This window comes from Pseudomonas persica, from assembly GCF_900291015.1.
Taxonomy (GTDB): domain Bacteria; phylum Pseudomonadota; class Gammaproteobacteria; order Pseudomonadales; family Pseudomonadaceae; genus Aquipseudomonas.
This window is the reverse complement of record NZ_OLKL01000010.1, coordinates 23,259-37,750: the sequence shown is the minus strand read 5'-3', so window position 1 is coordinate 37,750 and position 14,492 is coordinate 23,259. Positions and strand designations below refer to the sequence as shown.

Annotated in this window: 13 protein-coding genes; 11 read left to right on the top strand and 2 right to left on the bottom strand. The window is 62.7% G+C overall.

Features of this window, described 5'->3' with window-relative positions; translation table 11 throughout:
• The first annotated feature begins 116 nt into the window (after positions 1-116).
• Both FQ664_RS03875 and FQ664_RS03870 read left to right on the top strand, forming a co-directional pair.
• On the top strand, positions 117-938 hold the full coding sequence (locus FQ664_RS03875; protein WP_144170477.1) for an ABC transporter substrate-binding protein: 822 nt from the start codon (positions 117-119) through the stop codon (positions 936-938).
• A complete protein-coding gene (locus tag FQ664_RS03870) occupies positions 935-1,756 on the top strand; it encodes an amino acid ABC transporter permease (protein WP_144170476.1) in 822 nt (273 codons plus the stop codon). The genes FQ664_RS03875 and FQ664_RS03870 overlap by 4 nt, the downstream gene beginning before the upstream one ends.
• A 174-nt stretch (positions 1,757-1,930) precedes the next feature.
• Here FQ664_RS03870 and FQ664_RS03860 read toward each other — a convergent pair whose 3' ends face one another.
• A complete protein-coding gene (locus FQ664_RS03860; RefSeq protein WP_144170474.1) occupies positions 1,931-2,860 on the bottom strand; it encodes a malate dehydrogenase in 930 nt (309 codons plus the stop codon).
• Between the two features lie 269 nt (positions 2,861-3,129).
• Between FQ664_RS03860 and FQ664_RS03855 the strand changes: the two genes are divergently transcribed.
• The 8 genes from FQ664_RS03855 (at position 3,130) to FQ664_RS03820 (ending at position 11,724) form a co-directional block, all read left to right on the top strand.
• A complete protein-coding gene (locus FQ664_RS03855) occupies positions 3,130-3,777 on the top strand; it encodes a hypothetical protein (protein ID WP_144170473.1) in 648 nt (215 codons plus the stop codon).
• The gene (locus FQ664_RS03850) at positions 3,774-4,481 is read left to right on the top strand and encodes a nucleotidyl transferase AbiEii/AbiGii toxin family protein (RefSeq protein ID WP_144170472.1); all 708 of its coding nucleotides are present in this window, start codon (positions 3,774-3,776) and stop codon (positions 4,479-4,481) included. The genes FQ664_RS03855 and FQ664_RS03850 overlap by 4 nt, the downstream gene beginning before the upstream one ends.
• The gene (locus FQ664_RS03845) at positions 4,481-5,188 is read left to right on the top strand and encodes a hypothetical protein (protein WP_144170471.1); all 708 of its coding nucleotides are present in this window, start codon (positions 4,481-4,483) and stop codon (positions 5,186-5,188) included. The genes FQ664_RS03850 and FQ664_RS03845 overlap by 1 nt, the downstream gene beginning before the upstream one ends.
• Before the next feature lie 252 nt (positions 5,189-5,440).
• Positions 5,441-6,922 (top strand): ATP-binding protein, encoded by a 1,482-nt coding sequence (locus tag FQ664_RS03840; protein WP_256675822.1) that lies wholly within the window; start codon positions 5,441-5,443, stop codon positions 6,920-6,922.
• Positions 6,907-8,256, top strand: a complete 1,350-nt coding sequence (locus FQ664_RS03835) for a sigma-54-dependent transcriptional regulator (RefSeq protein ID WP_144170470.1) — start codon at positions 6,907-6,909, stop codon at positions 8,254-8,256. Before FQ664_RS03840 ends, FQ664_RS03835 begins: the two co-directional genes overlap by 16 nt.
• A 167-nt stretch (positions 8,257-8,423) precedes the next feature.
• Positions 8,424-9,107: a hypothetical protein gene (locus FQ664_RS03830; protein WP_144170469.1), complete on the top strand. Its 684-nt coding sequence runs from the start codon at positions 8,424-8,426 to the stop codon at positions 9,105-9,107.
• Between the two features lie 12 nt (positions 9,108-9,119).
• Positions 9,120-10,394 carry an MFS transporter gene (locus tag FQ664_RS03825; RefSeq protein WP_144170468.1) on the top strand — a complete coding sequence of 425 codons (1,275 nt, stop codon included), beginning with the start codon at positions 9,120-9,122 and terminating at the stop codon, positions 10,392-10,394.
• A 76-nt stretch (positions 10,395-10,470) separates the two neighbouring features.
• Positions 10,471-11,724 carry an arsenic transporter gene (locus FQ664_RS03820; RefSeq protein WP_144170467.1) on the top strand — a complete coding sequence of 418 codons (1,254 nt, stop codon included), beginning with the start codon at positions 10,471-10,473 and terminating at the stop codon, positions 11,722-11,724.
• A 219-nt stretch (positions 11,725-11,943) separates the two neighbouring features.
• On the opposite strand, the gene FQ664_RS03815 is transcribed toward FQ664_RS03820, so the two are convergent.
• Positions 11,944-12,834 carry a LysR family transcriptional regulator gene (locus FQ664_RS03815; protein ID WP_144170466.1) on the bottom strand — a complete coding sequence of 297 codons (891 nt, stop codon included), beginning with the start codon at positions 12,832-12,834 and terminating at the stop codon, positions 11,944-11,946.
• A gap of 109 nt (positions 12,835-12,943) precedes the next feature.
• Here FQ664_RS03815 and FQ664_RS03810 point away from each other — a divergent pair, with 109 nt between their 5' ends.
• Complete coding sequence (locus FQ664_RS03810) at positions 12,944-14,482, top strand: MFS transporter (RefSeq protein WP_144170465.1); 1,539 nt, start codon at positions 12,944-12,946, stop codon at positions 14,480-14,482.
• Positions 14,483-14,492: the final 10 nt, after the last annotated feature.

Below are 14,492 nucleotides of genomic sequence, written 5' to 3'. Positions count from 1 at the left end.
CTCGCTGTTTCATATAACTACTCTGCAGGTTCTTATGAATAAAATTCATTATGTAGGTTACGTTTATAACTATTAAATACACTTTCTCTTATTTGGCCAATATTTCAGGTATGTACATGCGATTTTCTACTGTGCTCGGTGCGGGCCTCATGCTGCTCGCAACTGCTTCCCAGGCTTTTGCTGGTGCCACGCTGGAGCGAGTCGAATCGCGCAAGGAACTGGTCAACGTCCTGATGGAAAGCTACCCGCCGTTTTCCTTCGTCAACGAGCAGAACCAGCTGGACGGTTTTGACGTGGACGTCGCCAAGGCCGTGGCAGACAAGTTGGGCGTCAAACTGCGCCTGGAAACCCCATCGTGGGACGTGATCGCCGCTGGCCGCTGGAGCGGCCGCTACGACATCTGCATCTGCTCGATGACCCCGAGCAAGGCCCGCGCCGAAGTGTTCGACTTCCCGGTGGAGTACTACGCATCGCCGGCGGTGATCGTGGTCAACGCCAAGGATGAGCGCATCCATGGCGCGAAAGACCTGGAAGGCCGCAAGGTGGGTTTGACCAGTGCATCGAGCTACGAAAGCTACCTGAACAAGAACCTGGTGATCGAAGGCAACGAAGACCAGAAGCTCGACTACCCCTTCGAGTTCGTGCAGATCGCGCCGTACGACACCGACAACGTTGCCTTCCAGGACCTGGGCCTGGGCGCCGGCGTACGCCTGGATGCCATCCTCACCAACCTGGTGACCGCGCAGCCGCGCCTGGACCAGGACAAACGCTTCAAGCTGGCCGGCGCCCCGCTGTATGAAGAGCCGAACTCGGTGGCCATCGAAAAAGGCGACCCCGAATGGGATGCCAAGGTGCGCCAGGTATTCGCCGAGCTGAAGGCTGATGGCACCCTGGCCAAGCTGTCACAGAAATGGATCGGCGCCGATATCAGCAAATGAGTACCTTCCCCCCGTCCCCCAGGCCCAAGGTGAATGCCACGGGCACCAGCCTGTTCGGCTTTCGCACCCGGTTGCTGCTGACCTGGCTGGCGCTGTTCGGCCTGTTCGTCGCGTTTTTCCTCAGCTTCGACCTGAAGTTCTCGATCATCCTGGAGAAGTTTCCCAACCTCGCCGGCTTCAGGCTGGGGCCCAACGGCTTTCTGCAAGGCGCGGCGCTGACGCTGTTCCTGTGCCTGTGCTCGATGGTGGTGTCGGTGCTGTTCGGCTTTGCCGCCGCGTTGGCGCGCTTGTCGAACAGCGCGGTGCTGGTGGGGGTCGCCAGCTTCTACACCTCGTTCTTCCGCGGTACACCGCTGCTGATCCAGATCCTGCTGATCTACCTCGGGCTGCCGCAGCTTGGCCTGGTACCGGGCGCCATCAGTGCCGGCATCATCGCCTTGTCGCTGAACTACGGGGCCTACCTGAGCGAGATCTTCCGCGCCGGCATCCTTGGCGTTGCGCGCGGGCAGCGTGAAGCGGCGCTGGCGCTGGGCATGCGCACGCCGCAGATTTTCTGGCACATCGTCCTGCCCCAGGCCATGCGCGTGATCATTCCACCTACGGCCAACCAGTTCATCTCGATGCTCAAGGACTCATCGCTGATTTCGGTGATGGGGGTTTGGGAGGTGATGTTCCTGGCGCAGTCGTATGGGCGGTCGAGCTATCGCTACCTGGAGATGCTGACCACGGCGGCAGTGATCTACTGGCTGCTGTCGATCTTGCTGGAGCTGGTGCAGGCGCGGCTGGAGCGGCATTTTGGCAAGGCTTATCAGCGCTAGGGGCCAGGCTAGGGACACTGTGGGAGCGGCTTTAGCCGCGAACACCGGCGCAGCCGGTGCCATGCACCGCGTTGGATTCTTCGCGGCTAAAGCCCACAGAGTGCGCGGACCGCTTGCGAACTCAGTTCTCTACGCGACAGCGCAGGCCAAAGGGCTGGGCGACCTCCCACAGAGTCACAGCGCCTTCATTTCAGCAATATCCCGCGCCACCTGATCAGCCGATTGGTCGAACATCGCTTGCTCCTGCGCATCCAGCGGCAACTCGATCACCCGCGCCAGCCCCTCCTCTGCCAGTACGCAGGGCACACCCATGGCGATATCCGTGCGCCCGTACTCGCCCTCCAGAATTGCCACCGCCGGCAAGATGCGGTTTCGCCCATTGGCGATCGCATCGACCATCTGCGCGATGGCCACGCCCGGCGCATCGCAGGCGCTGCCCAGCTTCTTCAATCCCAGAATCTCGCCGCCGCCCTTGCGCGTGCGCTCGACGATCTGCTCGATCTGCTCGCTGGACAGGAAGTGCGACAACGGCACCGAGCCGATCTGGCAGTAGCGCATCAGCGGTACCATGCTGTCGCCATGCCCACCCAGTACCAGCGCCGTGATATCCCGGGCGGAAAACCCGGTCTGCTCGGCGATGAAGCACTTCATGCGCGCGGTATCCAGCACGCCCGCCTGGCCGAACACCTTGTTGCGCCCCTGCCCGCTCAGGCTCCAGGCGCGGTAGGTGAGCACGTCGACCGGGTTCGACACCACCAGCACCGTCGCGGTTGGTGCATGTTGCTTGATGTCGGCCATGATGCCGTCGATGATCGGCAGGTTGGTACTGAGTACATCCTGGCGCGACTGGCCCGGCTTGCGCGGTACGCCTGCAGTGATGACCACCAGCTCGGACCCCTGCAGCATTTCAGCCTTGGCCCCGCCGTAAACCCGGGTATCGGAACCCGACTCGACTGCCGCCTGCCACACGTCCAGCGCCTTGCCTTGCGCCATCTCGCCCTGCACATCCATCAACACCAACTCACGGCACAACTCTTCCCGAGCGATGATCTGCGCCGCCGCCTCGCCGACCATGCCGGCACCCACGATTGTCAGTTTGTTCACGTGACACCTCCCAGCGGCGCGCGCCACCAGGAACACGCCTGCAATACAGAGAAGTATTGCCTGCTGAGGCGAAAAGGCCACACAAAGGCAAATGTAAGCCCACTGTAGGAGCGAGTTCACTCGCGAACACGGGCGAAGCGTGTGCCATTCGCCGAAGGGATCGCTTCAGCCCTAAGAAAAAATATTAATTTCACTGCTTGCCTTGCAGCTACTTGCGTGTTCTCTTTGTCCCATGTCCCGGGACTAGGGACAAATAGATGGAACATCACATGAAAGGTCAAGACATCGGCTTATTACTCAAGCTAGTTTGCCTCCACCGGCATGAGTCGCATGGAAAGGCTGTGGGGGCGTGGCCGCACGACTGGAAAGACTGGGAGGAGGAAAGCGATGACCAGATCCCGCGATACCAGGGGCAGCCAGATTTTTTTGAGGAGGGCACCCCGCATTTCTCCTCCTACACCGCCCGTGCACTGGAGCTACAAACGGGCATCAGCAAGACCCAGATCAACATCTCTTTGAAGCACTGCACGCAAATTGGCTTGGTCAGAGCTGACCGCAAACTGGGCGTGCCTAGAGCGAACACCAAGGCCCTGTTCGAGTTCATCGTTTACGGTCTGAAGTATGTTTTTCCGGCTCGAGCCGGGGAGCTGACTCGTGGCATTGCAACCGGCTTTGCAGCGCCAGTTCTGGACAAGAGCCTGATTAGCGCCGGTGAGCATGTGCCGGTCTGGTCATATGCCCGTGGCAATACCATGGGAATGAAGATCGAGCCGCTGTTCAAGACCGCAGCAGATGCCGCTCGAAGAGACCCGGAAATGTACGCCCTGCTGGCGCTGGTCGATGCCATACGGCTGGGACAGCCCCGCGAACGAAACCTTGCGGCAGAACTGCTGCAGGATCGTCTGGAGTTGCCATGAGCGTTTTCAGTACGCTTCGGAGCATGCTGTGCGAGGTTGCCAAAGCATTGGGGCCCGAACTGTGCCAGCAGATGACCTTTGTTGGTGGCTGCACCACAGGCTTGCTACTGACTGACGCTTTCACCCGAGAGCAAGTACGCAGCACCGACGATGTTGACCTGATCGTGCATGTCATGGGCCCCGTAGGCTTCGCCCGTTTGCAGGAGACGCTCAGCACGCGTGGTTTCCGGGTCAGCCCACAAGAAGATGACGATGACTTCCCCATCTGTGCAATGAAACTTGGCGATCTTCGCGTTGACTTCATGCCGGACGACGATTCCCTCGGGTTCAGCAACCGCTGGTACAAAGACGCCATGGCCACCTCCACAGCCTATGACCTGGAGGAGGAAGTTACTATCAACCTGGTCAACCCCGTGTACTTCGTGGCCACCAAACTGGAAGCCTGGAAAGGGCGTGGACGCGGGGATGCCTTGTCCAGTCGAGATATAGAAGACATCCTCAACTTGATTGACGGGCGCCCAGAACTAGAAGAAGAAATCGAATCTGCCGCTGTCGAAGTGCGCGACTACATCAGCCAGGCAATGGGTCAGCTACTTTCTGACGGTAATTTTGAATATGCAGTCAACGCGCAGGCCAGAGGCGATGCTGATCGCGAAAATCTGTTATTCGAACGGTTGGAAACCTTGGCAGGAGTGAACCGCTGATGCAGGTAGGCTGGATCAGTCGCCAGGGCAAGGCACGGCTCAGCAACAACGATGCAGCAGCTTTCGGGCGCAAGGGAGACTACGTGTTGGCCATGCTCGTGGATGCGGCTGAAAGAGGTGACGGACAAGGTCTCGCCCGGCACTGGTCCCGTACCGTGATCGACGCTGCGCTTGGAGAGGCCCAGCAGCCGAGCCGCGAAGGGCTGGTCGGCATCATGCGTGCTGAACAGCAGCGACTGCGCCAAGATTACCTGCACGCCATCGCTAGCTATTGCTGTGTACTCATCGACCTGCAGCAACAGTTGCTCCATGTTGCACATGTTGGCGATTGCCTGTTGGGAATCCAGCGACCCGGAGAGCTCATCAACTGGCTGAACCGACCTCAGAATCTGCAAGAGCAGGCCATCTGGCCGGGGGCAGCCTCGGGGATTAACGAATCACGGCACCTGCTGACCCGCTCCCTGAACGCCAGGCGCTTTTGCTCTCCGGACTGGCAGATGACACACCTCCCATTTGATGCACGGCTACTACTGTGCAGTGACGGGTACTGGCATGAACATCTGCGTTCGGGTACCAATCTGCAGAGCATCAACGATGACGCCAGCATGCTGAGCCTGGAGTATGGCGAACCGGCCATAGAACTACAGTCGGACTGCGACAACTTCCGGGAATGCATTCAGGGCGCAGTAACTACTACTTCGGCCTGACGCATTGTGCTGGCTTGGCAGAATGGGCGGCCCCTCGCCAGCACAGCGCATACCTAGAAAAGCTGCGCGGTCCCTGTAGGAGCTGGCTTGCCTGCGATGGGCTACGCAGCAGCCCCATGCCCCTACCCGACCGGAAGAAACCACCCGGTGGCCTTTAGCAGAGGGCCAGCCGCAATGGTGTTACCTGGCCCGCCATACATCAATGATCTGGCCAAACCGCTGATGATCCGGATCTCCTGATGAATACCAGCCGTGTTTCGAAAGCTCACCGACCGTGTCCTTGCACGGCGATATCCCATCTGGCAAGGTTGCCATCAGAACGCCCACCGATTGACCAGCGGTGCCTCACATCAAAGGAAACCTGACCTGTCGCTGCAACCCTCCGTTCGACGTGATCTGCTGATTCTGTGGCTTTCCATTGCCGCCGTTGCGCTGGTGCTGGGATGGCTGCTGCTGATCATCAGCCGCCAAGGCGCCGGCCCCCAGATTGCGCAGGCGCGCCAACTCGCCTCGACCAGTTGCCAGGCGCTGCAAGCGGGTGCAGCACGCGTTCGCCAGCAATTCCCGCCTGCGCAAGATCAACTCTATCTCTTGACCCCAGCCGCAGCACAGGCGGTGCTTGATTTGGCACTGCGCGATCAGCCGGGCATGGAGGGCGGCTTCTGGCGAGCGGATGCGGGCGTGGTGGCCTACGCGTTCCCAACCTACGACGGTACGGGAATCAAGCGCGATCCCCCAAGTGCCGAGTTGGAGCGCATTGCCTCTACGGCCCAGCGCGCGCAGGATTCCGCGAGCCTCGTGGCAGACGTCCGACCGGGTTTACGCGAAGCCGTGGCTTTCGCCGCATGCCCTGTGGAGACCGCTGACCGGCACCTGATCGCCTGGACCCTGATGCGCGTGCCGCTTTTGGCCACAGAAACAGTCAACACTTTGATCCTCGCGGTGAGCCTGCTGCTGGCGCTGGTTGTGGTCTCCGGCGCATGGCTGGGCTGGATGATTTCGCGTTGGCAGCGCCAGTCCGCCCATCTGCGAAAGCAACTGGCCCAGTCCGAACGTCTGGCCACGTTGGGGCGTGTTTCCGCCGGGCTCGCGCACGAGATCCGCAACCCTTTGGGCACGATGCGCATGAAGGTGGAAAACGCGATGGCTGCGCCGGCCGACCGGCGCGAAGCACGTGTGGCTGGCGCCCTGGAGGCGGTACTGTCACAAACGGCACGCCTGGAGACGCTGGTATCGAGCCTGTTGGCGTTGACGCAACCGTTGCGCGCCGAGCGCCAGGCGGTTGACCTGCAGGAATGGCTGGAGGAGCGGCGCAATGCCCACGCCGAAGCAGCGCAAAAGAAAGGCATACGAATCACACTGGCGGTTGAACCGGCGCTGACCGCTAGCGCGAAGGAGGTTGCGCTGTTCGACCCGACACAAATGGCGCGGGTCTTTGACAACCTGTTGCTCAATGCGATGGCGCACACGGGAGAACGCGGTGAAATCGAACTTGGTGCGCATCGCACGCGCCGTGGCGCATTGCTGCTGTGGGTGGCGGACGATGGCTGCGGCATTCCGGCCGACTTGCGCGATACACTGTTCGAACCGTTCTCCACCACCCGCGCAGGAGGTACCGGCCTGGGACTGGCGCTGGTGCGCGAGATCGTGCAGGGTCACGGTGGGCGGGCCGGTCTCGCCGAGTCGGCCAAGGGAACGCGTATAGAGATGGAGCTACCGTGGCCAGAATCCTGATCGTCGACGATGACGCCGCGTTCCGCGACAGCCTTGCAGAAATGCTGCAGGACTTGGGGTATGCGGTGCTGCAGGCTGAAACCACCGATGCAGGCCTGCACAGACTGCGCACCGAGGATGTGGATGCGGCCATCGTCGATCTGCGCCTGCCGGGCGAGGATGGCCTGGTGTTCCTGCGCCGCGCGGCGCGCATCTCGCAGGTGCCTTGCATCATGCTCACCGCCTATGCGAGTGGCGGCAACACCATCGAGGCGATGAGCCTGGGCGCGTTCGACCATCTGACCAAGCCCGTGACCAGGGCCGCCCTGATCGAGACGCTCGAAGGGGCCCTGCGGCGAGCAGCCCACACCCCGGACAGGCCCCTGGCGGCCGGGGCATCACCTGCCGCAACAGAGCCCGTGGATGGCACCGAACTGGTCAGCAGCAGCGAGGCCATGCGCCAGGTCTTCAAGCGCATCGGGCTGGCCGCGAACTCCGATGCCACCGCCTTGATCCTCGGCGAGACGGGCACAGGCAAGGAACTGGTAGCCCGCGCCCTGCATCGCAACAGCCGCAGAGCCAGCGGCCCCTTCGTCGCAGTGAACTGCGCCGCGATCCCGGCCGAACTGATGGAAAGCGAGTTGTTCGGCCATGTCAAAGGCGCGTTCACCGGTGCCGTCAATGACCGCACCGGGCGCTTTCGTGAGGCCGATGGCGGCACCCTGTTCCTCGACGAAATAGGCGATATGCCGCTGTCCACGCAGGCGAAGATCCTGCGGGTGCTGCAGGAACGCGAGATCACCCCTGTGGGCGCCAACCGTGTCCAGCAGGTGAACGTGCGCATCATCGTGGCCACGCACCGGGACCTGCCCAGCGCAGTCAAGGAGGGGCGCTTCCGGGAAGACCTGTGGTACCGCCTGCAGGTAGTGCCACTGTGGTTGCCGCCGCTGCGTGAGCGCCTGGGCGACGTGCTGCTGCTGGCCGAACACTTTCTACGCCTGCTGGGCGGCGACTCGCCCAAGCGCTTGAGCGCGGCGGCAGCCCGCTTGCTGCTGGCCCATCCCTGGCCCGGCAACGTGCGCGAGCTGCGCAACGCCATGGAGCGCGCGGCCATCCTCAGCCACGGCCCGGTCATCGATGTCGAACACATCGGGTTGCAGCCAGCGGCTGCGCTCACCCCGGGCCTGGACATCGACTGGGAAGGCCCCATGGCACAGGCCGTTGCCCGCCTGGAGCGCGAAATGATCGTGCGCGCTCTGGCTGCGACGGCTGGCAACCGCGCAGAGGCAGCGCGGCGCCTCGGCCTGTCTCGCCAGCAGCTCTATCGCAAGCTGGCCGAGTTCAATCTGGACTAACCCCTTCTCACGCAAACCGGTGTCCGATTGCGTGACACCCTGGCGTCACGGAAGCGGACGGCACATCCGCCAGAAAGATAATAACCAATTGATTTAATTGAAAATATTGTTTGGCATGGTGCTTGCCCTACAGGTTGGGTGTTTCCCCTACCCAAGGAGCTTTTCCCATGTCTACGTATTTCGTCACCATGGCTGTTGCGCTGGCATTCGGCCTAGGTGGCCTCAGCGCACATGCCATGCCGCCCGCCGCCGCCCATCTACCTCCGGCACCGCATCAGGGAGTGGACGCCCCTGGCCTGATGGGCCAGTCCACGGTGGAAGGCCAGGTGCAGCGGATGCTCATCAATCCCTACGGTGAGGTCGACGGCCTGCGCCTGAGCGACGGAACCATTGCCAGGTTTCCACCGCACATGGCCGATGCGCTCACGGCCACGGTCAAGGTGGGGGACGCCGTTCGCATCATCGGACGGGCGGAAACACGAGGCACGGTCAAGGCCGACGCCATCATCCACGCCGACAGCGGGCGCACCGTGTACGACCAGCCGCCTCCGGTTGGCGAAGGCAGAGTGCTGCCGCCACACCTGCGCGCCCAGCGTCTGCAGCCCCAGCAGGTGGAAGGCCATGTGGACACCGTGCTCACTGGCCCACGGGGCGAGGCCAACGGCGTCATCCTGAGCGATGGCAGCATCGTTAGTTTCCCGCCAGAGAGCCTGCGTCTTTCCGTGCAGACGGGCGCACCGTTCGCGGCCTCCGGGCTGGGCACACGCAATGCGTTTGGCACCGCTTTGGAAGCGGTCAGCATGGGCACCACATTATCCACCCTGCAGCCGCTCTACGACCGCGCGCCATAAGGGAATGCCTCTATGCACCCGGCAACGCCTTCCATACCCCCAGCGCATGCCAGCTCACGGCGCTGGCTGTCCGGCCTCAACTTCTTCCTGGCCGACGTCCGTGATGGCCTGGGCCCCTTCCTCGCCGTATTTCTGGCCAGCCAGAGCTGGCGCGCCGATGACATCGGCTACGTGATGGCCGCCGGCGGCATCGCCGGCATGCTGGCGACCACGCCTGTGGGCGCCTGGATCGACGCTTCGCGCCACAAGCGACTTGCTCTGGCAAGCGGCACCCTTGCGCTCATTCTCGCCACGGCAGCGCTATGGACGGCGCCATCGTTCGGCGTCGTCGTCGCCTCCCAGGTGGTTACGGGGGCTGTGGGCGCATTGATGGGCGCCGGCATCATGGGCATCACCTTGGGCATCGTTGAGCAGAGAGACTTGTCTCGGCAGCTCGGCACCAACGAGGCCTGGAACCATGCCGGCAACGTGGTCGCGGCTGCCTTGGCCGGGCTGGCAGGCTACCGCTGGGGGCTGTCAGCCGTATTCGTGCTGATGGCCCTGATGGCGTGCGCGGCTCTTGCCTGCTTGCGCAAGATCAATCCACATGACATCGATCATGAGCGGGCCCGCGGTGGTGAGCTCACTGGCAACCTGCCTGCGCAAGGTAACAGCCCCTCGCCTTCCATGGTGCGGGTTTTGACGCATTCGCGCGAGCTGGGCCTGCTCGCGATCACCATGCTGCTGTTCCACCTTGGCAATGCCGCGATGCTGCCCTTGCTGGCACAGTCGGTTGTCACGCGTGGGCTGGCCGACCCCAGCGTGTTCACGGCATCCACCGTCATCGTGGCGCAGCTGGTCATGATTCCCGTGGCCCTTTGGGCCGGGCGGCATGCCTCTCGGCACGGGTATCGGGCACTGATCCTTGCCGCCCTTTTGGCCTTGCCTTTGCGAGGGCTGATCGCCGGTTGTTGGGAGTCCCCTTGGGCCCTGATTCCGGTACAGGCCCTTGACGGTATCGGGGCAGGCCTGCTGGGTGTCGCCTTGCCTGGGCTTGTCGCTTCCATCCTGCGCGGCACTGGGCATGTCAATGCAGGGCTTGGTGCAGTGATGACGATCCAGGGGATAGGCGCGGCCATGAGCCACGCACTCGCCGGCTGGATCGCGCAACATTTCGGCTATGGCACTGCCTTCGTCGTTCTGGGTATCGTGGCTGCAATCGGACTACTCACCTATCAGACAGGCCTTCGGAAGGGACATCCAACTCGGCTGCGGTTAGCTCAGCCCAATCACGTTGACAAGATCTAGCGTGCTGCACGCCATCCCCCAAAGGCCGGCACCCGGCCATGCCGCGCCAAGTCATTCATTCACCTGAGTAAACTGCATGCCTGTATTTGATCCATCCTCGCTCATCTGGGCCGTCGCCGCCGTTGCGACCGGAGGGGTAATCCTGCGCCCCTGGCGGGTGCCGGAATATGTCTGGGCAGTCGGCGCCGCTGTATTGCTGACCGCGTTTGGCCTGGTGCCCCTACCCACAGCACTCGGCGCTGTCGCCGAGGGTGGCGATGTGTACTTGTTTCTGATCGGTATGATGGTGCTGGCCGAACTGGCGCGCCAGGAAGGGCTGTTCGACTGGCTGGCCATGTACGCAGTGCAACACGCCCGGGGCTCCGGCCAGCGCCTGTTCGACCTGGTGTTCCTGGTGGGGGTACTGGTAACGGTGTTTCTCTCCAACGATGCCACGGCTGTGGTGCTGACCCCAGCGGTGTACGCCGCATGCAGGGCGGCCAAGGCCGAGCCGCTGCCTTATCTGTTCATCTGTGCCTTCATCGCCAATGCCGCCAGTTTTGTGCTGCCGATATCCAACCCGGCCAACCTGGTCGTGTTCGGCAGCCAGATGCCGCCGTTGCTGGAGTGGCTGCGGCAATTCACCTTGCCGTCGCTGGCCGCCATCGGCCTGACCTACCTGGTGCTGCGGCTGGCCCAGCGCAAGCAGATCCGCCAGCTCCTGGCAATGGCCATCGACGTGCAACCGCTGCCCAGCGGTGCACGCTTGTGCGCGCTGGGTATCGTGCTGACAGGCTTACTGTTGCTAGTGACCTCCGCCTTGGACCGGCAGCTGGGCTTACCCACCTTCTGCGCCGGCATCGCCACCGCTGGGCTGATCCACCTGCGCCAGCGGCGCAACCCGATGCCGGTGCTCAAAGGCGTGGCATGGGGCGTATTGCCGTTGGTGGCGGGCCTGTTCGTGCTGGTGGAAGCGGTGGCACAGACGGGCGTGATCGAGCACCTGGCCCATGGCTTGGCCGCGCTGGCGCGCAGCTCCGAAACCCAGGCAAGCTGGAGCGCCGGCGTGGTCGCGGCTATTGCCGGCAACCTGATGAACAACCTGCCGACCGGGCTGATCGCAGGCTCCATTGGGCATATTGTCGATTTACCCGCGAGAACCACTGCGGCACTGCTGATTGGCGTCGACCTCGGGCCGAACCTGTCGATTACCGGCTCCCTGGCCACTTTGCTCTGGCTGGTTGCCGTTCGCCGTGAAGGCGAACATGTGGGTGCCTTGGACTTCCTGCGCCTGGGGGCGCTGGTAATGCCGCCTGCCTTGATCGGGGCGCTGGGGTTGCTTCATTTGTGAAGCGCTCGCAAGCGGTCCGTGTGGGCGGGCGTGCCCGCGAAGAATCCAACGCGGTGCCTGGCACCGGCTGCGCCGGTGTTCGCGGGCACGCCCGCTCCAACAAGGTCACTGCCAACTCAATGAGTTATGTGTTGTTCTATTGAGAGGCGTTCTTGGTCCGTCATGGCGTGCCTCCCTTGTTGCAGAGAATTAGTGAGATCGTTGGAGGCGCCGGGCAATTTACGCCTTGAACAAACGCTCGGCGATGAAATCGACGAACACCCGGATCTTCGGCGACAGGTGGCGGCTCGATTGCCACAGCGCCCAGAACTGGCCTTGGTCGGAGGTATGCGCATCAAGCAGGCTTTCCAGTGCGCCAGTCCTGACCGACTCACGTACCAGGAAATCCGGCATGTAGGCGATGCCATGGCCGTCCACCGCAGCCATCAGCATCGCCTCCATGTTGTTCAACGTCAGCACCGTGGGCAAGCGCAACTGGGTGATCTCGGGATCGGCGCCGAGGCTCCAGTCCATGATCTTGCCAGTAGTAACGAAACGATAGCGCAGGCAATCGTGTCGCTCCAGGTCGGCTAGCGTCTGGGGGCGCCCCTTGCGTACCAGGTAGGCGGGCGCTGCGCACAGGACGAAGCGGAACGGCCCAAGCTTGCGCGACATCAGTTTTGAATCGGCTAGCCCGCCACTGCGGATCACCACATCGAAGCCATCGTCGATCAAGTCGACCAGGTGGTCGTTGAAGTCCATCTCCAACTCGATTTCAGGGTACGCCTTGCGAAAGGCTGGCATCAGTGGCAGCAGAAAACGATAGCCGATGGTTGGCAGGCTGACCCGCAAGCGCCCCCGCGGAGCCTGTATCGCGTGGGACAGCATGGCCTCCGCATCCTGAAGATCGTCGAGAATGCGCCGGCAGCGCTCGTAGAACAGCTGGCCTTCCGCCGTCAGGCTGACCTTGCGCGTGCTGCGCTGGAACAGCCGCACATTCAATGAAGTCTCCAGGCGGGCAACGTTCTTGCCGACCGCCGAGGCGGAAATGCCCATTACCCGCGCCGCGCTGACGAAACTCAGCGACTCGGCTGTTTTCACGAAGGCGAGGATACCGTTCAGGCTCTCCATGGAATTGCTTCCTTTTTGTCCATTATGAGTGGAGTTCCAGCCTGTTTATCCAATATTGCGGCCGCTATAGATTTAACGCATACGGTGCTACAACAGGAGGGATAGCGCAATGGATCAGGCTTCTGATCACACCCCGCACGCGGGCCGTTACTATGTTCTGGCAGCCATCTGCCTGGCTGCCCTGGTGCTGCCACTGAGCTTCACCGGAGGTGCCGTGGCCACACCTGCTATCGGCAAGGCCTTCGATGCCGAGCCGTCCTCGCTTACCTGGATCACCAACGCTTTCATGCTCAGTTTCGGCAGCCTGCTGATGGCGGCCGGCACCTTGTCGGACATCTACGGGCGAAAACGCCTGTTTACCCTGGGCCTGGCCATGTTCGTCATCGTCAGCATCCTGCTGGCGAGCGTTTACAGCATTGTCTGGCTGGATGCCCTGCGGGCGGTGCAGGGCGTTGCCGCCGCCGCTGCCTTGGCCAGCGGCTCCGCCGCCTTGGCCCAAGAGTTCGAGGGCCAGGCCCGCACGCGCGCGTTCAGCCTGCTTGGTACCACGTTCGGCCTGGGCCTGGCGTTCGGGCCGATGGTCAGCGGCTTGTTGATCGAGCAGTTCGGCTGGCGCTCGATCTTCGTCAGTACCGCGATCCTTGCCGCGATCTCGCTGCTGGCGGCGTTGTCGAGAATGCGCGAAAGTCGTAACCCCGAGGCGCGCAAGCTTGACGTGCCCGGTGTGCTTGGCTTCTCGAGCATGCTTGCACTGTTCACCACCGCGCTCATCCTGGGCCCCCAGGCCGGCTGGCGCTCCCCGCTTATCCTGTGTTTGTTCGGCGGCGCGGCACTGAGCCTGCTGGCGTTCGTGATGATAGAGCTGCGCGCCAGGCAGCCGATGCTCGAGCTGAGCCTGCTTGGATACCCGCGCTTCGTCGGGGTGCAGATCCTGCCGATCGGCACCTGTTACTGCTACATCGTGCTGATCGTATTGCTTCCGTTTCGCCTGATCGGCGTGGAAGGCATCGCCCCGATGCACAGTGGCATGATCATGCTGGCGCTGTCGGCGCCGATGCTGGTGGTCCCGCTGCTGGCAGCCTGGCTGACCCGCTGGGTAAGTGCCGGCGTGCTGTCAGCCGCAGGCTTCCTGGTGGCGGCCGCCGGGTTGTACGCTTTGGCCCACACCGCTATTGGCGATCATCAGCAACTGGTGCTGGCAATGCTGGTAATCGGTATCGGTACCGGCTTTCCCTGGGGCCTGATGGACGGGTTGGCGATCAGCGTGATTCCCAAAGAGCAAGCCGGCATGGCCGCCGGCATCTTCAACACCACCCGGGTGGCCGGCGAAGGTGTCGCCCTGGCGATCACCATCGCCCTGCTCACTGCGTTGGTCGGCAACAGTCTCGGGCGCGTGTTGCCTGCCGGCAATTACAGCGAACTGGCGCAGCGCCTGGTGATGGGCGACCTGGGCCAGGTTCAGGGCGTCGATCCGTTGCTGCTTCAGGCCGCGTATCTGGATGGCTTCAGCACGTTGGTGCTGGTGCTGATCGGCTTTACCGTGTTGTCGGCGGGTGCGGCGTTCTTCCTGCTCGGCCCAGACGAGCAGGCAAGGCGTGCCAAAGCGCCTCAAAGCGGCCTGCCGACCTCCGATTCGGTGCGGGGCTGACGACGGCAGG

Excerpts from the sequence above, each read along its gene's own strand:
- FQ664_RS03875 (WP_144170477.1), top strand. The coding sequence starts at position 117 with ATGCGATTTTCTACTGTGCTCGGTGCGGGCCTCATGCTGCTCGCAACT.
- FQ664_RS03870 (WP_144170476.1), top strand. The coding sequence starts at position 935 with ATGAGTACCTTCCCCCCGTCCCCCAGGCCCAAGGTGAATGCCACGGGC.
- FQ664_RS03855 (WP_144170473.1), top strand. The coding sequence starts at position 3,130 with ATGAAAGGTCAAGACATCGGCTTATTACTCAAGCTAGTTTGCCTCCAC.
- FQ664_RS03850 (WP_144170472.1), top strand. The coding sequence starts at position 3,774 with ATGAGCGTTTTCAGTACGCTTCGGAGCATGCTGTGCGAGGTTGCCAAA.
- FQ664_RS03845 (WP_144170471.1), top strand. The coding sequence starts at position 4,481 with ATGCAGGTAGGCTGGATCAGTCGCCAGGGCAAGGCACGGCTCAGCAAC.
- FQ664_RS03830 (WP_144170469.1), top strand. The coding sequence starts at position 8,424 with ATGTCTACGTATTTCGTCACCATGGCTGTTGCGCTGGCATTCGGCCTA.
- FQ664_RS03825 (WP_144170468.1), top strand. The coding sequence starts at position 9,120 with ATGCACCCGGCAACGCCTTCCATACCCCCAGCGCATGCCAGCTCACGG.
- FQ664_RS03820 (WP_144170467.1), top strand. The coding sequence starts at position 10,471 with ATGCCTGTATTTGATCCATCCTCGCTCATCTGGGCCGTCGCCGCCGTT.
- FQ664_RS03815 (WP_144170466.1), bottom strand. The coding sequence starts at position 12,834 with ATGGAGAGCCTGAACGGTATCCTCGCCTTCGTGAAAACAGCCGAGTCG.
- FQ664_RS03810 (WP_144170465.1), top strand. The coding sequence starts at position 12,944 with ATGGATCAGGCTTCTGATCACACCCCGCACGCGGGCCGTTACTATGTT.